17 protein-coding genes are annotated in these 19,722 nt (G+C 61.9%); 9 read left to right on the top strand and 8 right to left on the bottom strand.

Annotation, left to right across the window (positions count from 1 at the left end):
• The first annotated feature begins 76 nt into the window (after positions 1-76).
• The 6 genes from ACILSE_RS05470 to ACILSE_RS05445 all read left to right on the top strand — a co-directional run bounded on the left by ACILSE_RS05470 (position 77) and on the right by ACILSE_RS05445 (position 8,404).
• Complete coding sequence (locus ACILSE_RS05470; RefSeq protein WP_395716355.1) at positions 77-418, top strand: PqqD family protein; 342 nt, start codon at positions 77-79, stop codon at positions 416-418.
• A gap of 26 nt (positions 419-444) precedes the next feature.
• On the top strand, positions 445-1,569 hold the full coding sequence (locus ACILSE_RS05465) for a biotin carboxylase (RefSeq protein ID WP_395716354.1): 1,125 nt from the start codon (positions 445-447) through the stop codon (positions 1,567-1,569).
• 36 nt (positions 1,570-1,605) lie between these two features.
• Entirely contained in the window at positions 1,606-3,045 is a 1,440-nt protein-coding gene (locus tag ACILSE_RS05460; RefSeq protein WP_395716353.1) for an alanine racemase, read from the top strand.
• 90 nt (positions 3,046-3,135) lie between these two features.
• The gene (locus ACILSE_RS05455) at positions 3,136-5,409 is read left to right on the top strand and encodes an urea transporter (RefSeq protein ID WP_395716352.1); all 2,274 of its coding nucleotides are present in this window, start codon (positions 3,136-3,138) and stop codon (positions 5,407-5,409) included.
• On the top strand, positions 5,409-6,821 hold the full coding sequence (locus ACILSE_RS05450) for a phenylacetate--CoA ligase family protein (RefSeq protein ID WP_395716351.1): 1,413 nt from the start codon (positions 5,409-5,411) through the stop codon (positions 6,819-6,821). Before ACILSE_RS05455 ends, ACILSE_RS05450 begins: the two co-directional genes overlap by 1 nt.
• Positions 6,818-8,404 carry an urea transporter gene (locus ACILSE_RS05445; protein ID WP_395716350.1) on the top strand — a complete coding sequence of 529 codons (1,587 nt, stop codon included), beginning with the start codon at positions 6,818-6,820 and terminating at the stop codon, positions 8,402-8,404. The genes ACILSE_RS05450 and ACILSE_RS05445 overlap by 4 nt, the downstream gene beginning before the upstream one ends.
• Here ACILSE_RS05445 and ACILSE_RS05440 read toward each other — a convergent pair.
• Positions 8,357-9,223, bottom strand: coding sequence for a hypothetical protein (locus tag ACILSE_RS05440; RefSeq protein WP_395716349.1), 867 nt, complete (start codon positions 9,221-9,223; stop codon positions 8,357-8,359). The two genes, ACILSE_RS05445 and ACILSE_RS05440, sit on opposite strands and share 48 nt — an antisense overlap.
• Before the next feature lie 52 nt (positions 9,224-9,275).
• On the opposite strand from ACILSE_RS05440, the gene ACILSE_RS05435 reads away from it, so the two are divergent.
• A complete protein-coding gene (locus tag ACILSE_RS05435; RefSeq protein WP_395716348.1) occupies positions 9,276-10,574 on the top strand; it encodes a PQQ-binding-like beta-propeller repeat protein in 1,299 nt (432 codons plus the stop codon).
• On the opposite strand, the gene ACILSE_RS05430 is transcribed toward ACILSE_RS05435, so the two are convergent.
• The 3 genes from ACILSE_RS05430 to ACILSE_RS05420 all read right to left on the bottom strand — a co-directional run bounded on the left by ACILSE_RS05430 (position 10,575) and on the right by ACILSE_RS05420 (position 12,997).
• On the bottom strand, positions 10,575-11,693 hold the full coding sequence (locus ACILSE_RS05430) for an SGNH/GDSL hydrolase family protein (protein ID WP_395716347.1): 1,119 nt from the start codon (positions 11,691-11,693) through the stop codon (positions 10,575-10,577).
• Between the two features lie 141 nt (positions 11,694-11,834).
• Complete coding sequence (locus ACILSE_RS05425; RefSeq protein ID WP_395716346.1) at positions 11,835-12,080, bottom strand: hypothetical protein; 246 nt, start codon at positions 12,078-12,080, stop codon at positions 11,835-11,837.
• Between the two features lie 374 nt (positions 12,081-12,454).
• Positions 12,455-12,997 (bottom strand): single-stranded DNA-binding protein, encoded by a 543-nt coding sequence (locus tag ACILSE_RS05420; RefSeq protein ID WP_395716345.1) that lies wholly within the window; start codon positions 12,995-12,997, stop codon positions 12,455-12,457.
• 68 nt (positions 12,998-13,065) lie between these two features.
• Between ACILSE_RS05420 and ACILSE_RS05415 the strand changes: the two genes are divergently transcribed.
• On the top strand, positions 13,066-14,001 hold the full coding sequence (locus ACILSE_RS05415) for a site-specific tyrosine recombinase XerD (protein ID WP_395716344.1): 936 nt from the start codon (positions 13,066-13,068) through the stop codon (positions 13,999-14,001).
• On the opposite strand, the gene asd is transcribed toward ACILSE_RS05415, so the two are convergent.
• A complete protein-coding gene (asd, locus tag ACILSE_RS05410; RefSeq protein ID WP_395716343.1) occupies positions 13,986-14,888 on the bottom strand; it encodes an archaetidylserine decarboxylase in 903 nt (300 codons plus the stop codon). The genes ACILSE_RS05415 and asd overlap by 16 nt on opposite strands.
• Before the next feature lie 98 nt (positions 14,889-14,986).
• Here asd and ACILSE_RS05405 point away from each other — a divergent pair, with 98 nt between their 5' ends.
• Positions 14,987-16,690 carry a hypothetical protein gene (locus ACILSE_RS05405; RefSeq protein ID WP_395716342.1) on the top strand — a complete coding sequence of 568 codons (1,704 nt, stop codon included), beginning with the start codon at positions 14,987-14,989 and terminating at the stop codon, positions 16,688-16,690.
• On the opposite strand, the gene folP is transcribed toward ACILSE_RS05405, so the two are convergent.
• The 3 genes from folP to ACILSE_RS05390 all read right to left on the bottom strand — a co-directional run bounded on the left by folP (position 16,644) and on the right by ACILSE_RS05390 (position 19,720).
• A complete protein-coding gene (folP, locus tag ACILSE_RS05400; RefSeq protein WP_395716341.1) occupies positions 16,644-17,477 on the bottom strand; it encodes a dihydropteroate synthase in 834 nt (277 codons plus the stop codon). The genes ACILSE_RS05405 and folP overlap by 47 nt on opposite strands.
• A 74-nt stretch (positions 17,478-17,551) precedes the next feature.
• Positions 17,552-17,794: a DNA-binding protein gene (locus tag ACILSE_RS05395; protein WP_395716340.1), complete on the bottom strand. Its 243-nt coding sequence runs from the start codon at positions 17,792-17,794 to the stop codon at positions 17,552-17,554.
• Between the two features lie 84 nt (positions 17,795-17,878).
• The gene (locus ACILSE_RS05390) at positions 17,879-19,720 is read right to left on the bottom strand and encodes a prenyltransferase/squalene oxidase repeat-containing protein (protein ID WP_395716339.1); all 1,842 of its coding nucleotides are present in this window, start codon (positions 19,718-19,720) and stop codon (positions 17,879-17,881) included.
• Positions 19,721-19,722 lie beyond the last annotated feature (2 nt).

The following is a 19,722-nucleotide window of genomic DNA, read 5'->3' as shown; positions in this document are numbered from 1 at the left end:
CGCGAATTCATCTTCACCCCCACGGTGCGGTTAACCGGTCAGGTTTCTATGCGGTGTGATTCAATCAACCACCGCCATGAACCTCGCTTCTCCTCCCTCCCTCCAGCGTCACCACAACGGTCAAGCAAATAGCGCTGCTCCTGTCGCCCAAACCGCCGCCGTTCCCGCTGAAGACACCTCCTTCACCTTCCTCACCACCACCTGGCAGGCGGATGGTTTCGGCTTCGATGCCACCAGCGGGGAATTCTTCACCGCCAGCCCCACCGCCCTGCTCGTGATGCAGTGCCTCGCGGCCAACCTGACCACCACACAGATCCTCGACCGCCTCACGAGCACCTTCGACGTGCCGCGCCGCACCGCCGAACGCGATCTCGAGTCCTTCCTCGCCGAGCTGACCACCCTCGGCCTCCGCGACTGAAACCTTGAAACCGCAAACTTGAAACCATGAACTCCCCAGTCATCGCCGTCACCGGCCTCCACCGCGGTGAAAATCCCCAGCCCGGCAGCGCCGTCATCCGCAGCCTGCGCCGCGTGTATCCGGAACTTCGCATCATCGGCCTCTGCTACGACACGCTCGAAAGCGGGCTCTACAGCGAGGAAGACGCGCCGGATGCCGCGTTCACGCTGCCGTATCCTTCCGCTGGCCTCGAAGCCTTTTGGGATCGCCTCGATGCCATCCGCGAGATCGAGCGCTTCGATGTGCTCATCCCCTGCCTCGACGCGGAAATGGCTCCGCTGGTCGAATCGCCCGAAAAACTGCGTGAGCGTGGCATTTCGGCCTGTTTGCCCTCGTGGAAGGCTTTTGAAGCCCGCGACAAATCGAAGCTGCCCGACCTCTGCGAGCGCACGCATTGCCGCACGCCGCAAACCATGGCCGTGAACGACGTGAGCAGCCTGCATCAGGCCGCGGCAGGGTTCGGCGGCAGTGTGTTTGTGAAAGGCCGCTACTACGAGGCGCAGCTCGCCAGCACGCCAGCGGCGCGTGAATCGGCCTACTGGCACATGCTGGAGACCTGGGGCGCTCCGGTGCTCGTTCAAGAGCGCATCGAGGGCGAGGAGTACAACGTCATCGGCATCGGCGATGGCCGCGGACACATCCTCGGCTCCTGCGCCATCCGCAAGATGCTGCGCACGTCGAATGGCAAAGGCTTCGGCGGCATGGTCGTGCGTGATCCGCAGCTCGACGCCGTCGCGCAATCGCTCATCGCCGAGCTTCGCTGGAACGGCCCGTTTGAACTCGAGTTCGTCAAGCCCGACGGCCCGAAGGCCGAGTACTGCCTCATCGAGATCAATCCGCGCTTCCCCGCCTGGTGCGACTTCCCCTCGACACTGAATTGCAACCTGCCCGCCGCCGCCGTCGAGCTCGCCCTCGGCTGGCAGCCCCGCGAGCCGCTGCGCCACGCCACGCCCGGCAAGTTCTTCATCCGCCATGCCATCGACATGACAGGTGATATTCGAGACTTGGCAGCTTTGACGACCACCGGGCAACTGATCCGGCAGACCGAAGTGCTCAGTGCGCAGTGCTCAGTTTCACCTCACGGCACTGCGATACTCAAAACCATCAACTGAGCACTGAGAACTGAGCACTTAACCCACCTTCCTCCCATGAACGCTCTCCTTCCTTACACCCCTCCCACCATCACCCGCCACCTCCATGGCGCGAACAGCGCGGTGAATCGCAATCGCAACGCGCACGGCCTCAATCACAAAACCTGCGAGCGCATTGATGGCGTCGCCGTCGCCGATCTCGCGACTCGTTTTGGCTCGCCGCTCTTCGTTTTCTCCGAACGCACGCTGCGTGAGAAAATCCGCTGCGCTCGCGAGGCCTTTGAGAGCCGTTATCCGAACACACGCTTCGCCTGGAGCTACAAAACGAACTACCTCAACGCCATCTGCCGCGTGTTTCACAGCGAGGGCAGCATCGCGGAGGTGGTGAGCGAGTTCGAGTATGAAAAAGCACGCCGCAACGGCATCGCCGGACGCGACATCATCTTCAACGGGCCGCACAAATCTCGCGAAGGCCTCGAACTCGCCGTCGCCGAAGGCGCGATGATCCAAGTCGATAACTGGGACGAGCTGCTGCTGCTCGACAGCATCGCCAAGGAGCAAAATCGCAGCATCGACCTCGCCATCCGTTGCTGGCTCGATGCGGGCATCCAGCCGGTGTGGAGCAAGTTTGGCTTCGGCGTCGAAAATGGCGAGGCCTGGCGTGCCATCCGCCGCATCGCCGAAAGCAAAGGCCGCCTGCGCCTGCAAGGCCTGCACACGCACATCGGCACCTACATTCTCGAACCGAACGCCTACAAGGTCGCCGCCGAAAAACTCGTCACGCTCATGGAGCGCTGCCGCGAGACGTATGGCTGGCAGTTGCGCTACCTGAACCTCGGCGGCGGCTTCCCCTCGCTCAGCACGCTGCATTACTCGTATCAGAGCGCCGAGCAGTTCGTGCCGCCCATCGAGAAGTATGCCGAGGCCATCACCGGCGTGCTGAACTCGCTGCCACGCGACCGCCGTCCGCGTCTCTACCTCGAAAGCGGCCGCGCTCTCGTCGATGAAGCCGGTTATCTCATCACCAGCGTCGTCGCCGTAAAGCAAACCTCCGCCAGCGGCCCCATCACGCTCGCTGGCAAGGCCAACAAAGGCACCGCCTACGTCCACGAGACACCCGGCACCGCCTATGTCGTCGATGCCGGCATCAACCTGCTCTACAGCGGCAATTGGTATCGCTTCAACGTGAAGCCCGCCAAAGCCCTCCGCGAGGCCGCGGCGCAGCCCGTGAAGCTCTACGGCTGCCTCTGCATGAACATCGATGTCATTCGCGAGCAGGTCTCCCTGCCCGCCATGACCACCGGCGATCATCTCGTCATGCATCCCGTTGGTGCCTACAACATCACGCAGAGCATGCAGTTCATCACCTACCGTCCCGCCGTCGTCATGATCGGCCTCGACGGCCGCGTCGATGTCATCCGCGAACGCGAGGACCTCGATTATGTGCAGAGGCTGGAACGCATTCCCGATCATCTGCTGGCTCCATCGCGGAACTAAATCCTCCTCCTCTTACTCGAACTCGTCCTCGATCCTTCCAAAGAGACCAAAAGAACCGAAGCGACCCAAGTGACCCTCTAAAAAACCACCATGAACCCACCATCATCCTCCCTCCCCATGATGGACATCCTCGAGGCCACGCCAGAAAGTGGCACAGGTTTTCAACCTGTGCGTTCCAGCGCTCTCGCGGCCCTCAAGGCCTCCGCCCAAAGACGGGTTAAAAACCTGTCCCACTTTCTCTCACCTCTGCTCGACACCTCCCGCGCCGCCGCTTCCATCTTCCTCTGCTCCAGTTGGAAAACCGGTGCGTTGCTCTGTGCCTCGCTGCTGCTCGTGCCGCGCTACTTTCTCTTCGCGATGAGCGCCACGCTGCTCGGCGGCATGATCGCAAAGCTCATGCATCTGCCCGCCGCGATGCGCAAAGACGGCACGCTGCTCTACAACGTGCTGCTCAGCGCCCTCGCTGTCGCGTGGATCACACGGAACACAACGCTGCCACCGGCGGCCATCTACGGCATGCTCGGCGTCGCCACGGTGTATTCGCTGCTGCTCTCCGCCGCGCTGTGGCACTGGTTTCCGCTGAAGGCCGGCTTGCCGCCGCTCAGCGTGGCCTTCGTCGTCGTCTTCGGCACGCTTCTCACCTTCTTCCCGCTTGCTGCAGCCGCATCAGCGGCCTTGCCATATGCGCTTCCAGCCGATCCCGCGCTGCCCTTCGCCGTGAATGCCTTCCTGCGCAGCCTGGGCACCATCTTGTTCATGCCGAATGTGTGGGCCGGTGTCGCTGTGCTCGTCGCTTTGCTCGTGTGGTCACGCGTGGCCATCGTCAATGCCATCGCAGGTTACGCGGGCGGCATTCTCGTCGTGAAAATGCTCGAAGCATGCGGCCTGCAATGGTTTGGATGGTTCGCGGGTCACAACTACCTGCTCGCCGGCATGGCGCTCGGTGCGGTTTACTTCGTGCCATCATGGAGCAGCCTCGCGCTGGCCTTCGGCGGCGGTGCGGTGGCCGCGTTGAATGTCGCCGCTGTGCAGCACTTCCTTCGCGGCTCCGGCTGGGAGTATCTGCCGCTGCCGTATCTGCTCACGATCTGGAGTTTACTCTGCGCCATGCGTCTGCGGGAAAAATCCGGTTCGCTGCTGCCCACCGTCGACACCTTTGAAAATCCCGAGGCAGCAGCCGCGTCCATCGCGCTCGCGAATGCACGCTTCCCGCATCGCCACGAGACGCATGTGCTGCTCCCGACCTCACGCGAGGTCACCGTCACGCAAGGTTTCGACGATAAGCTCAGCCATCGCGGCGATTGGAAGCACGCGCTCGACTTTGAAGTGCTGGATGCCGCAGGAAACGCCTGCCCGCCCGGCTGCGACGACGATCTCACCCGCTACTACACCCAGGGCCTCGAAGTCCGTGCTCCCGGCAGCGGTGAAGTCCTCCGCGTCATCGACAGCGTGCCCGACAACGCCCCCGGCGGCTGCAACTTCGCGCAGAACTGGGGCAACCACCTCATCCTCCGTCTCGATCACGGCGGCATCGTGAAGCTCGCCCACTTCACCAAGAACGGCATTCTCGTCAAAGCCGGCCAGCACGTCACCGCCGGCGATCTCCTCGGCTACTGCGGGAACACCGGCCGCTCGCCCGTGCCGCACATCCACCTGCACGCGCAGACCACCACCGACACCGGCGCGCCCACGACGCCCTTCTGCCTCACGAACCATTTCAGCCGCAGCGCCGACACGCTGCGCTGGCACTTTGCCAGCGTGCCGCAGGTCGGAGAGCGCATCGCACCGGCCGTGCTCTCTCACACGGTGCTTGGCACCTTGGCGCATTTCGCGCCCGGTCATGCGTCGTATAGGTCTCATGGGACCCATGAGTCCCATGTGAAGCTCCACACCACCCTCGATGAAGCAGGCCGCTACGTCTTCTCCGAAGGAAAAGGCCGCCTCACCGCCGTCCTCGGCCTTCACGCGCTTCAAATCACGCACAGCCGCCTCGATGGTGCTTCCGAGCTGCTGCGACTTCTTTCGTTCGCCATGCCCACCGTGCCCTTTGCGTATCAAAGCGGCATGATTTGGGAGGATTGTGTCGCTTCAAGCACGAAGCGGCGCGGTTGGGCATGGGCGGGCGCTTACCTGCGGCAGCGCATGCAGCGTGTCATCACGAAGCATGCGCTGCATCCCACGCATCATCGCCTTCAGCTTCTCACGACGCTCCCCGATGCCTCCGCAGATCTGCCCCGCGAGATCGAATTCACGCTCGAACCCATTCGTGGCCTCACCCAGCTCACTGCGAAGTATGCGGACCACGAAGTCACCTTCATTCAAACCAGCTTCATCAGCACGCAGCCAAACGGAGAACCACTCTGATGCTCGCGCCCGCCCAGATCCGCGCCCGAGGCGAAAAGCTTCATACTGCACTCGATGTCGTCATCGAGGAGCGCTCGTGGAGCACGCCGAAGCGTCGCGCGCATCAGTGGCGAACGCTCAAAAAGCTCGTGCAGCATGCCTTTGAGCACGTTCCGCTCTACCAGCGGCTCTTCGCGAAAAACTGCTTCAAGCCCGACATGCTCGAAGATTGGGACGATCTGCAAAAACTGCCTCTTTTGACCAAAGACGAGCTTCGCGGCCGTCCTGAGGCCGATTTGCATTCGTTGAGCGCGACAGCGTCCTGGAGTGCTCCAGCCCTCTGGAGCTTTTCGCAGGCCGAAGCCCCCTCGAAAGCGCCGGAGGCCCGGCGCACTCCAGGACGCTCACGCGACGATGTCCGCTGGCTCGCCTCCTCCGGCTCCACTGGCATTCCAGCGAAAATCGCCCGCTCTGAAACCTCACTCTGGCACTACATGGCCTGGAACACGGCCTTGTTCTTCGACTGGTGTGACGGTCAGCCGCTGACGAACAGCCTCTACCTCGTCGATTTCGCGCCGGACAGCATCGACTTCGCGGCGGCAGACCTGCTGCGCACCACCGTGCCTGATTCGCGACTGTTCTCGGTGCATGATCCGGTGTCGAAACTCACGGAGAAGGCGCTCAGCATCTCGCCGGAGTTCATTTCGTCGTATCCATCCACGCTGCGAGCCTTCGCGTTGGAGCTTGGAAGCCGCATCATCGCCCAAACGAAGCTCATTCATCTCACCAGCGAGATGCTCGATGCGCACACGCGGCATTTGCTGAGGCAGGTTTTTCCAAACGCGAAGCTCATCGAAACCTACACGAGCACCGAAGGCGGCCTCGTGGCGTTTCAATGCACGCACGATGCCCGCTGGCATATCGCGGAGACGAATGTGATCGCCGAAATCGTCGATGAAGAAGGCAAACCGACCGAGGGTCTCGGTAATCTCGTCATCACCGATCTCACCAACGATGCCACGCCCATCCTCCGCTATCGCGGTCTGGGCGATCTCGCCCGCTGGGAGACTTCGCCCTGCCCGTGTGGCTCGACCTTGAGAAGCATCCGCCAGCTTGAGGGCCGCAGCGCTGCGATGCTGCGCACTCGCAGCGGAGTTCTGCTCTCCCCCTTCGTCATCACCAATGCCATCGAGGAGGTAGGAGGTCTCGCCCACTATCAAGTCGTCCAAAAGCTCCCTGGATCCTTCGAAGTCCGAGTCGTGGCCACCCATGGTACGCCGCCGTTCCAGATCGAGCGCGACATCAAGTCCGTGCTTTCGGCCGCCGTGGCCAACGATGCCGACCTCATCGTAAATTTCGTTCCGAAGATTGCCGCGCCGCATGGATCGCATAAGGTGCCGCTAGTGATCTCTGAACTCCCTCTGGCCGCATGAAGGCGAACAATGACGAATGCCAAATGACGAATGACGAATGTTCCGGTCATTCGTCATTCGTCATTCGTCGTTCGTCATTTCTTATCGACCATACTCTGCGCGGTTTCGGCCAGATGCTCGTGGCAAACAACCGTGTCACTGGCGTCTGCGTGCTCATCGGCCTTTTTTGCCTCTCCATCGAGTCGGCACTGATGAGCCTGGGCGGCGCGCTGCTGATCTCCGCACTCGCACGCTGGCGTGCGCAGGGCGACGACACCGTGCTGAAAACCGGCCTGTTCAGCGTGAATGGCGCACTGCTAGGCGCGCTTTGGATTCTTTTCCCGCAGGTTCCGTTGTGGGCGCAGATCATCACCACCGCGCTCGGTTGTGCGGCCATGGCATTCTTCTTTGTGCCCACGGCACAGCGCATGCACGAAAGAAAGTCGCCCTACGTGCTCTTCAGCCTGCCTTACATCGCCGCAGCGTGGATCGCGCTCTTCGCGCTGATGTTTTTCGGCGTGCATGATGCCGAGCTCACCCGTGGCTGGCGTTCGCTCCTGACGAATCGCTTCGAGAAGGCGGAAAAACACTTCCTCAATACCGAGGTGAGCACCGACATGGCCGAGGCGTATCGCTGCGCCGGGCTGGGCTGGAGCTTGTATCGCCGAGGTGATCAGTCAGGCGCCCAGACCGCCTTTGCACGGGTGCTTTCGCTCAAAACGGGAGTCGCGGATGCCTACGATGGTCTCGGCTGGAGCCGCTTTCGCCAAGGGCGCTATGAAGATGCGCGTTTGGCCTTCCAGCGGGCGGTCGGACTCGATTCCTTCTTTGCGGACTCGTGGGACGGCCTCGGCTGGTGTGCGATGCAGGAGAACAAGATCGACGAGGCGCGTCGTCACTTCACTGCGGCAGCCTTGTGCGCACCGTTCTTCGCCGACGCATTCACCGGACTTGCGGGCACGTTGTCGGAAGGCCGCGCAAAGAACGCTGCGGCGGCGTGGGCCGGCTTTTTGAATCAGCACCTCGGCCTCACATCCCAATTCACGTCATCGCGCATGCTGCTGTGTTGGTTGTGGTTCTTCATCGGCATCCTCTGGCACTCCCGCACCAGCGCGCTGGTGGCGCTGGCGGCCATCATGACATGCATGGCTGGCTCCTTCTGGCTGCCGGTGTTCGGCGACACCGCGTTTGCGATGAACATCATCGTGCTCTTCCTCGCACTGGGCGGCCACTACCTACGTTTGAATGCGAAAACCTTCGCCTGGACGATGCTGGTGACGATTTTGCTCGCTTTGCTGAACACGCCGTTGAGCGAGGCGCTGCTGCGGCTCGGCCTGCTGCCGTTGTGCGTGCCGTTCAACATCGGCCTGCTCGGTAGCATCATGTTTTTCGGCTGGCTGCACCGCAAAGGACTCACTGACGAGCGCATCCCAGTCGATTGGGCGGCGGGAACGCCTGCCGAGATCCGTGTGTTTCTCGCCCAGAAAGATGTCGCGGACACCTGCTGGCAGAAGCTGCACAAAGCGCAGCCCGAACCACCGAAACCCCGGACGGGCTCACTTCAGCTTCCGACCAAAGTGGATCTCAAAGTACACGCCGAGTGAATCTGCCAGCGCCTGCGCGAAGCGGCGCTGATGCTCCGGCTTGTCGCGAACGTTGTTCCAGGGACATTCGACCTGTATGGCGCTCACCGTGCCACGCTCGCGTGATCCATGCGCGGTCACGCTGTAAGCGCCGCTGAAATAGCCGGCCAAAATGCCGGGGTTGGCCTTCGTGGGGCTAGGCAGGCAGCGGAGGCCGCGAAACTCGAGCAGCCCGCCCAAGCTCTGCGGGCCGCGCACCAGCTCCGCAAAGCTTTGCGGCGAACGCTTGTCCAGCTCGCGAATACTTGTGGCCGCGATCAATGCCTCGTTGGCATTCAGTTCGGCATCGCTGGCCTTGAGCTGCTCGCCTTTGATCAAATAACCGAGCTCCACTCGCTGGTCGAGATGACGATGCCCGTGAATGTCCAGCAGCAGGCCGAGGCCGTGCTTTTTCATCACGGCATCACACGCCTCATGCGCGCTGTCGTGAAAGCGGTGCCACGCCGCCTCGGCGGTGGGATCTCCCTGTGCCGCCTCCTTGATCTCGCGGTTCGGATCGAGTTTTGAGCGATGCAGCCGCGAGATGATGGCATGGGGCTTGCCGCCGTAGCGTGCTTGCAGCTCCTCGATGATCATCTCAGACAGCGGAATGGTGTTTGAGTCCGTGCCGGTGACACCGTAGCGCCGCGCCAGCACGTTGTCCGGCTTCAACGAGCCACCGTGCGGCACGGTGAGCACGATGGGCAGGGTGCCGGAGCGCACCTCGATGTATTTCTCGAGTTCAAACGTTTGCGCGTGAAGAACAGCGCTGAAAAGAAGCAAAAAAAACGGGAGGCGCATGCTGCTGGAAGTGAAAGAGAGTTCCTCGCTCCTCGCCACGTTTTTCTCGCCCATGATCTCCCGGTTTCTTCTCCCGCTGCTGCTTCTCACCTCAACCATCCGCGCCGGCAACTGGCCCGAATGGCGTGGCCCGTCCGCACAAGGCCACGCAAACGCCACCGGTCTGCCGGAAACGTGGAGCGAGACGAGCAACATCGCCTGGAAGACACCGCTGCCCGGTCGCGGCCATTCCACTCCCGTGATGTGGGGTGATCACATCTGGCTCACCACCGCTTTTGAGAAGGCTGCCACGGCTGACGAAGTCAAACAACGCCTTGCATCGAACACGGGCGACCAGCCGCTCGTGGTTCTTTCCTCCGTGAGCTTGCATGCCGTGTGTGTGGATCGAAACAGCGGCAAAATCCTCCACGACATCGAGCTGCTGAACGTCAAAGACCCGCAGTGGGCGCACCAGCTCAACAGCTACGCCTCGCCCACGCCCGTGCTTGAGGAAGGGCGGCTTTACGCGCACTTCGGCGCTTTTGGCACCGTGGCGCTCGACACGAAGACCTTGAAGGTGCTGTGGAAAAACCAGGAACTGCATGTCATGCACGAAAACGGTCCCGGCTCGACCGCTGTTCTGCATGGCGACCGCTTGATCGCCCATTTTGACGGCAGTGATCAGCAGTTCATCGCCGCCTTCGACAAAAATACCGGCAAAGTTGCCTGGAAGACGCCACGCAGCGGTGAAATGGACCCGCGCCCGCAGCAAAAGAAGGCCTATGGCACGCCGCTTGTGGTCATGATGAACGGACAGGCTGTCGTCGTCAGCTCCGCCGCCGACAACATCTATGGCTACGACGCGCAGAGCGGCAAGGAACTGTGGAAGATCCACTACGGCGAGCTTGGCTTCTCCATGTCCACCGTTCCCGTCGCCGATGATCAGCAGATTTATTTCAGCACCGCCTTTGGCAAATCGCAGGTCATCGCGCTCAAATACGCCGGATTAAAGACCCCGGAGATCGCGTGGCGGAACAACAAGAACGCTCCGAAGATGTGCTCGCCCGTTTTGCATGGCGGATTGCTGTTTTACGTCGATGACGGCGGCATCGTGAGCTGCGTGGACACCAAGACAGGCGAGGCCTTCTATCGCGAACGCCTTGGCGGCAAATTCAGCGCATCGCCGATCCTGGCGGATGGCAAACTCTACTTCTGCAGCCGCGAAGGTGTGGTCAGCATTGTTCCTGCGGCCAAGGAATTCAAAATCCTCGCCCAAAACACGCTGGACGGCCCGATCATGGCCAGCCCCATCGCAGATGGCGGTGCCTTGTTCATTCGCACGGACAAGGCGCTCTACAAAATCGGGAAATAATCACTTCAGCGCTGCCCGGAGCACTGGCTCAAACACATCCGCCTGGCGCATGAAGCCGAGGTCGGTGGCGTGGGAGGCGTCGTTCGCGCCTTCGGCGTCGGTGCCGTAGAGCGCGTCTCCGCTGATGTAGTGAAGGTTGGCGACTTTTTCCTTCTTGAGCTGCTCGTAGGCGGCTTTCAAAGCGGCGTGGTTGTCGTCGTGGAACTTCGCCTTGCCCGGAGTGATCCAGGAGTTCGTGAAGCGACGGTCCTCGACGAGGATGATCGGTGTGGTGGCGTGTTTGGAGCGCAGTTGCTTGACCAGTGGCACGCATTTGGCCGTCACGTCCGCTGGTTGCATGTTCGGCAGGCAGTCGATGACGATGGCTGCGGCATCGAGCTCATTGATGAGATCACCCACGGCGGCGTCCATGCGGCCGTTGCCGGAGAAACCGAGATTGATCACCGGACGGTCGAGACGACGGCCGAGAATCGCCGTGTGCACCATGCCGGGACGGGAGGCGTTCGCGCCATGCGTGATGGAGGTGCCGTAGAAGACGACCGGCTTCTCACGCGGAGCCAGTCCCTCAAACTTCGCGCCCGCAGGCACACCGATCTCCAGCTTTTCGATGCCGTTGTAGAGCGGCAGGTAGGCGGCGAATTCATGCTCTCCCGGAGCCAGATCGCTGATCAAGACGGCTTCCACATGTTGCGCCGTTGGTTTCGGGCAGGCCACCCACCGCCACTGGCCTTTCTCATCGCGCGCATACAGATCGAGTCCGCTCACCCCCGTCGCCGGCATCGCGGGCAGGGCCAGATTTGCCTTCGCAAGATCGTAGCGACAGTAGATCGCCTTCGCGTCGGTTTTGAAGCGCACCATCATGCCTGCGCTGTCGCGACTGAGGCCCCAAACGGCGGGCGTCACCGTTTTTTCCGCTTTCGACGGGAAACGATCAAACCAGCGCTTTCGCCCCTGGTCCGCCCATCCACGGCCTTCCACCCCCCACTTCGTGACATCACGCCATTGCGCATCGGCAGGGATCGCAGGCCCCTTGGGTTTGGCGGAAACTGTTTTGGATGGGACCGTTTGTGCCAGCAGGGAAAAGCTGAGCAGGAAATACAGTAGAAAAGCTGGTTTCATGGTTCACCATTCAGTCACAGAAGCAGACATGACGCAGCCTACAACGAGCGCGCATAAACCGCATTTCATTTTCGTTGAACTCAGCCCTAGTCTCGGACTTTGCCCAGCCCTGTCATTTCATGAACCCAGAGAGCGACGCGATCAGCGCACGGGAGTGCGGCTTTTCTTGTAAATCCAGTGCTCGACGCGACCGTTGCGAACGCATGCAATTGCTTCGGCCATGATCATGCCGTAGCCACGAGAATAAAAGTCCCTCGCAGGGGGCACCAGTTTGCCATACTCCACTGGCACCATCCAATACAGCCGGTTGTTGTAGGAACCGATATAGGCGGAACCGTAACGCGTGACATTGTGAGGATTGATGCTCGTCACCTCGCCGTTGTGCATGCTGTTGAGCAGCAGGGGATACCGGCCACGGAAATCCCTTGCCGGCCGCTGCCCGGCTGCGCTGTTGTATCCCCCCTGCGAGTGAGGGGAGTCTGCCTGCGCAAAGGCCGCTAATGACGCTAACGTGACGAGAACTAGGGGGAGGAGATGGGCTCTAAAGTTCATAGTTGGTGAAGTTGGACCTGTGCGTTGGCAGCGGTCAAGCTAGGTAACTTACCCCCGCCGAATGGGAATATGTGGGATGAAACGCCGTCAAGTCAACGAATCACTTATTGCATGCTGTCCATCAAGGCTGACCGCTCCCGATCTTACGGACAGGTAACACTCTGACGCCGCCAAAGCTAGCCAGACCACCCACAATATACTTTAGCGCATCAAAACGGAATGTCGTCATCCTCCATGCCTTCGGTGATCGGGCCTTCGCCGAAATCGTCGTTCTGCTGGGCCGGGGCGGGGCGCTGCTGCGGGCGTTGTTGAGCAGCGGGTCGCTGGGCTGGACGGGCTGCGGGGCGACTGTAACCGCCACCTCCACCGGAACCGCCTTCGTCATCACCGCCGCCACCTCCACCGGCGCGATCTCCGCCCGGGCTGCCAAGGAACTGCATCTGCTCGCCGACGACACGAAGACGCGTGCGTTTCTGGCCGGTCTGCTTGTCCTCCCACGAATCCATCTGCAAGCGACCCTCGATGAAGACAGGGCGGCCCTTGTGCAGGTATTTGCCGGCGAGCTCGGCCATCTTCGACCACAGAACGACATCCACAAAGGTGACCTCCTCGACCTTCTCGCCGCTGTCCGAGGTGTAAACGCGGTTCACAGCGAGACCAATGTCGCACACGGCGCTGCCTTTGGGCGTGTAGCGCACCTCCGGGTCACGGGTGAGGTTGCCGATGAGCATGACTTTGTTGTAGGAGGCCATAAAACGAGGTGAGGTGAGAAATACGCGATGTGTCAGAGCATCATTGCCGGGTGCGGCGCTTCCCGGCAATGACTTTTTGTCATCCCGGCCGCCCGTGGCATGCTGGAGGCGTGCTGGAACTCATCGACGGCTTCATTCTTCATCTGGCGACCGAGCGCGGTCTGTCCGTGAACTACCAGGTGCTGGTGCGCCGCTTTTTGGAGGCCTTCGCGTCGTGGTTCAAAATGAAGCACCAGTCCGAGAAGCCCGCCGACGTTACCACCGACCGCATCGCCGCATTTCTGGCGCAGCGGAAGAAGGATGGGATCGCCGCATCGTCGGCGCGGATCGAGTTGATTGCGATCAAGATTTTCTTCCGCTGGCTGACGGCGCGGAAACACATCGCCGCCGATCCTGCGGACGCGATCCTGCCCCCCCGGCAGGAGAAGCACCTGCCGGACTCCCTGAACGAACAAGACGTGCAGAAACTCGTCGAGTCGGTGAACGGGCACACGCCGCTGGACCGGCGCGACCGTGCGATTCTGGAGCTGTTTTACGCCAGCGGCGTGCGTTTGTCCGAGCTAGCCGACGCGAAACTGGAGAACCTCAGCCTGGAGGAGGGCTGGATCCGTGTGACGGGCAAGGGCTCGAAAACGCGTCTCTCACCCGTAGGCGGCGCGGCGCGCGATGCCATCGCCGCATGGCTGCAGCATGGCCGCGCGGCCTTGGTAAAGCCGAAGACACAGAGCCACATCTTCATCTCAAAGCTGGGCACGCGGCTCACAACGGCGCGCATCCAGCAGATCGTGAAGGAACGTGCGGCGATGTGCGGACTCGATCCAGCGCGCATCCATCCGCACCTGCTGCGACACAGCTTTGCCACGCATCTGCTGAACAACGGAGCTGATCTCCGCGTGATCCAGGAGATGCTTGGCCACGCGGACATCTCCACGACCCAGATTTACACACATGTCGATCAGGCGCGGCTGAAGGACGTGCACCGGCGGTTTCACCCGAGAGCGTGAGCGGTCACATCGCCCATGCGGGCATAGACTTCGCGGCCGATGCGGCTGTGCTCGATCAAATCGTCGGCGAAACGGATTTTGCCCGGCTCGAAGATCGTGATGAAGCAGGAGCCGCCGAAGCGGAAGTAGCCTTTCTCGTCGCCCTTCGTAATCGCGGCATCCGGCGTGAAGGTTTGCACGATGGAGCCGACGCAGGTGGCGCCGACCTCGAGGAGCAGCACATCGCCGAGCCGTGGCGTGCGCAGCGTGGTGATCTCGCGCTTGTTTTCCCACAGGATCGACGGGCGCTTGCTCAGCGCGATGGGGCTCACGGAGTAAAGCGGGCCGTTGATCTGTTTTGCGACGCTTGGGACGCCGTCGCACGGAAAATGGAAGCGATGATAGTCCACCGGGCACAGGCGCGAGATGAGCATGCTGCCGTGCTCGTAGCGTTTGGCCTCGTTCGCGTCACCCAGCAGCGTGGCGAGGTCGAAACGGACGCCTTTGATGAAAAAATCCTCGCACGCCGCGATGTCGGGCAGCACGAGATGGCGGCCGTCCGCAGGGAAAACGATCGTATTGTCATCAGCGGCGATGGGACGCGCCTGCGGCTTGAGTTTGCGATAAAAGAACTCGTTGAAGGTGAGGAAGGAGTCCGGCGCGTCGGCAAACTCGCCCTCGTCCACGCCATACGTCGCGAGGAAGGGCGCGATCTTCGCACGACTGGCGGGCGCGTCCATACGGCGGCCATACCAGGCGGAAAAAGCGGCGCGTTTCACCAGCGCGTGCAGCGGCAGGGCGCCGAGCGGGTTTTCATAAGTGAAGCGCAGGAAGCCCTCGCCATACACATGCTCGGTCTCGACGCGCTGCGTGAGGCGGTTGAAGAAAGTGATGGGTGCGGCGGGCATGGGAGTTGTTCACATAGCGCCGCGCCAAGAAAACGCCACACGAACAAAGCTGGCGACAAAGCCGTTTCCGGGCATAGTCGCTCCCCCTGACCGATCCCATGACCGAACCTGAAGCCAGCACCGAAATCCCACCGCAGACCGATCCCGGCTGGGTGGACCTTTCCGATTTGAAACTGATGCCCGCGTGGGTCGGTGACATCGGCAAGGAGGAAAAGATCAAGCAACGCTACGCCGACCGCGAGGACCGTCCGCAGCGTGGTGGTCGTGACGACCGCCGTGGCGGTGGCTTCGGTGATCGTGGTCGCAGCGGTGGTCCGCCACCGCGTCGTGACGGCCCTGGCGGGCCTCCGCCGCGCCGTGATGGTTTTGGCGGCGGCGCTCCGCGTCGCGATGGTCCTGGTGGTGGATTTCGTCCACGTGGTGAAGGCGGTCCGCGCCGCGATGGCGATGATCGTCGTGGTCCTCCGCGACGTTTTGGCGACCGTGATCGCGGCGGCCCACCACAGCGTGAGTGGGTGGAGATTCCGAAGGACGTTCAGATCACGATTTACCCGGATGACAAGGCGGTGGACGCGCTCGCCTCTCACGTGCGTCAAAGCGGCCACGCGTTCAGCATGTTCGACGCGTCGCGTCTCGTGCTCGCGGGCGGTGATCGTTTCGTCGTGCGTTATCGCTGTGCGGAAGAACGTCCGACGGGCCTTTTCAATGTGCCGGGGGACGGCAGCCTTTTTCTGACGCGTGATGAAGCCCTCGCTCATGTGCTGCGCGGCGCTGCGCTGGATGAGTTTTACCGCGCCGAGGACATCGAGCTCGAAGCGCCGAAGGGCGAGTTTCAATCCGTGGCCGTCTGCGGCATGAGCGGCGAAATCATCGCCCCCCCGAGCCACCACAGCTATCAAACCGGCCTCATCCGCCTGCATCGCGAGCGTTTTGCGAACATGCCGTTCGAGGACTTCAAGCGCCGCGTGAAGGTCGAGGCGAATCCTGAGCTCGTCGCGAAATGGAAGGAGCAGATGAGCAAAGGCCGCCGCTGGGTCTGCCTGAAGCTGGAGACGCCCGAGGGCGGCGAGCCGGTCTCCTTCAATTCCCGCGCCGACATGGAGGCGCATTTCCGCCGCACTTTTGGCAACGATGCCGTCATCGAAGTGCGCGAGGCGAACGTGCATGGCAACATCGACAAGCAGAAGCTATCCCCCGCGCTCTTCATCATGCTGCGCCAGGCCGTGGACGCGGCGCGGAAGCACCTGTTTGAGATTTCGCAGAAGCTCGGCGCCGGACTGGAGCGCCGCGGGCTGAAGCTCTTTAAGCGCCGTGCCGGGAAGCAGTTTGTCTGCCGCGTGAAGCCGCGTGCCGTCGAAAACGGCATGGTCTTCTCCGACCGTCTGGCTGACATCGTGAAGATTTTGAAGGACAACCACGGCATGACCATGCAGGCGCTTGTGGAGGCCATCATGCCCTCCCCGCCACCGATGGACGGCGCGGATCCCAACGCACCGAAGCAGCCCACCGAGGGGCAGCTTGGCGTCATCAAGGACATCCGCTGGCTCGCGAACGAAGGCTACGTCATCGAATACAGCGACGGCATGGTCTTCCTCGGTGTTCAAGGCGAGCCGCAACACCCGGCGGCGAAGAAAACGGACGCAGCCACAGCAAAAGCCGAAGAACCTGCCCCTGCCAACGAATCCGCCGCGGAGAACGTCGAAGCCGCTGCTGAAACGAGCGAGGAAACACCCTCGCAGCCCGAAGCCGAACTGGTCAGCGAAGCGCCCACAGCATCCAAACCGACTGAACAGCCGCTTTGACGTTGTGAACGCGGAAAATCTGCGCGCCGCGGGTCATGCCGGCGGCGATGCAGGCCACCGTGCCGGGATCGCGCTCCATCGCGGGGACGCCGAGCACGTCACCGATGACCGTTTTGCGTGACACGGGCAGCAGGACTGGCCGCCCGAAGCGGTGCAGCCGCTCCAGCTCACGGTAGATCGTCAGATTGTCATCCCGCTGCTTCGCGAAGTCGATGCCGGGGTCGAGGATGATGTTTTCACGCGGCAGACCGACGCTTTCGGCCATGACGAGGCGCTGCTCGAAGAATTGATCGAGCGTTGCCATGATGTCTTCATGCCGCACATGCGTGTGCGGCACCTTCGGCTGCCCGATGCTGTGCATGATGAGCAGACCGGCGTTGTGCTCGGCGCACAGCTTCGCGTTGAAGGCGTCCGGCAGGCCGCTGATGTCGTTGATGAGATCCCCGCCATGCGGCAGCACGGCGGCGATCACATCGGAGCGCCAGGTGTTGATGGAAAGCAGCGGTGAATTGAAGCGCGCCTTCAATTCCGGCCATCTGGCCAGAAACGGACGCAGGCGGTCGATCTCCTCGTCCACGCTGATCGCTTCGCGGTTGGTTCGCGCGCTTTCCGCGCCGATGTCGATGATGTCCGCGCCATCACGAAGCTGCTGCTCCGCCTGTGCGAGCGCCACGGCGGGATCGAGCGTGCCATCGCCGCAGAACGAGTCATCGTTGATGTTCACGATCCCCATCACCAGCGGACGGCGGGGAAATTCGATCGTATGCTGGCGTACGCGGAGGATCATGCGCGAGTCTTGAGCGGAATGCCCGGAACGCAACGAAGCAGCCCGGTTGCCCGAGGGCACGCTGCCAAAAGGTTTCACTCGTCCACACCGGCGGCGTCCAAGGTGCGCATCATGGCGTCCATGAACTCCTGGGCGGCGTCGATCGGGAGGATGATGGTGTCGCGGCGACCGCGGACGTCCTCGGTGATCTTGATGAACTTGCCGCGATCGTTCTCCTTGAGGTCAAGGAAGAAGATTTTGCGTTCGGTGACGATCTTTTCGGAATGCAGCGGCGGGTTGGGTGGACGCCGTTCATCTTCAAATTCTGTGTTCCTCATTCTGATGACCTCCGCTGCCTGAAAAGTCGCTGTACTGGTGTTTTTGGGATTTCGGGGCTGATTTTAGAAATCGCGCCTTCAATGTCAATGCTTCTGCTTTCCATCGGCAAGCATCTTCCGGGCCGCATTGAGGGCGCCGAGCGTCCAGATGACAGGATAGAGCTGCTCGTGATACCACAGGCGGGCGAAATAGAGGCCGATGGGGGCGGGCGGGAAGCGGGTGCCGTGGCTGGTGGCTTGAAGAAGCCACTGCGCGCCTTTTTCCACGCGGACGAGGGCGTCGTCCGCATTCTTGTCTGAACAGAGCGCCTCCACGGCGACGGCGGTTTCTTCGATGCTGGAAGGAGCGTTTTTGTCACCACCGAAGGAGCCGTCGGCTTTTTGGGCGGAACGGAGGTCATTGAGGCCGGATTCGATCAAATGGCGGGCCTGGGTGGCGAGAGAATCGTTTCCGGCGAGGTGGTTGATGACCTGGGCGGTGCCATAGACTGGATTCGATTCATCGGGCGTGTGTTCGTTGCCAAACCAGAGGGGAGTCCAGCCGTGTTCCGCGCTGTGCGAGGCTTCGAGGTAGCGCAGCGCATCTTGTGTGGCTTTGGCGACACGGGTTTGAAGCGTGGCGGCGAGTTCGTCATGCCACGTCCACCACGCGAGCAGGGCGTGCGCGGTGATTTCAGGCGTGCTGCGGTCAAAGGGGAGCGCGCCCCAGCCGCGGCAAAAGGTGGGGATGCCGCCGTCGCGGTTTTGCAGGTCGAGCAGCCAGGTGATGCCGCTGCAAATGGCCGAATCGCAGGGGTGGCCGCTTTTTTTGAGTGCGATCAGGGCGCTGGAGGTGTCGTCGGCATCGGGAACGCCGCCGGGCAGGTCGGTCCAGGCCCAGCCGCCGGGTGCGGCATTGGTGAACGGATGGATTTCGCGGTATTGCTGGGCGAGTAGCCAATCTTTGGGAGTGGCGACGATTCGTCGCCCTTCCATTCTGTTGTTTGGCGACGATTCATCGCCACTCCATGCACGCATGGCGAGCGTGGTGCCCCAGGTGGCGAGATTGGTGTCGATGGGCCAGCTTCCATCTTCTCGCATGGATTGGGTGAGGAAATCGACGGCGAGCGGAATGCAGGGATGATCGAGCTGACCCGCACCAGCGAGCGCCATGGTGACGAAGCTAGTGAGCGGCGTGGCTTCGAGATAACCGCCGCTGCCTGGCTGCAAGGTTTGCAGCATCGGACGAATGCGCGGCCACGTCAGCGCGCGAATCCAGCGCAGCGGATTCCACCAGGCGGGCGGGACGTGATGAAAACGCGCATGACCGATGGCGATCAAGGCGGGCAAGGCATAGCTGACAACTGGCAGTCCAATGGCACCGAACCAGGCACGTGGAAGCGCGGCGAGTTCAAAGGGCAACGCGATGACGTGACGCCAGCCGTCCTTCCCCAGCGTGCCGCAGAGCGTGCAGAGCATGAGGATGGGCACGGAAAAGGTCTTGTCCTTGCCGTATCGGCCGATGACGGCTTTGGCGATGGCTTGTGGTTCGAGCGAACCGACTTGAGCAGTGAGCCAGGCGTCGGCGTGTTGGATGTTGGGAGTGGCGACGATTCGTCGCCCATTCAGATGCTCTTTTGCCGACGATTCGTCGGCACTCCATAAATACAGCGCACTCCAGCAGAGCAGCGTGGTGGAGAGGTTGCTTTTGCTGATCGAGGTGTCGCCCCAGCCTCCGTCGGCGTTTTGGTGGTCGCAGAGCCATTGCGCGCCTTTTTGAACGAGCGTGGCGTGTTTTTCGCGATCGACGAGCATGAGCGCGACGATCGCGGTCGCGGTGGAGAGGGCGCTGCTGCTGAGATGGCCTTCCCAATGGCCGTCCGGCATGCGCAACGCCTCGAGATGAGCCTGCGTGCTGGCGATGGCGCGGTCGAGGGCGTCCATCATGG

The sequence above is a fragment of the Prosthecobacter sp. genome (genome assembly GCF_044236155.1).
In the GTDB taxonomy this organism is placed as follows: Bacteria; Verrucomicrobiota; Verrucomicrobiia; order Verrucomicrobiales; family Verrucomicrobiaceae; genus Prosthecobacter.
The sequence above is the reverse complement of the archived record's forward strand: the minus strand, read 5'-3'. Positions and strand labels throughout refer to the sequence as shown.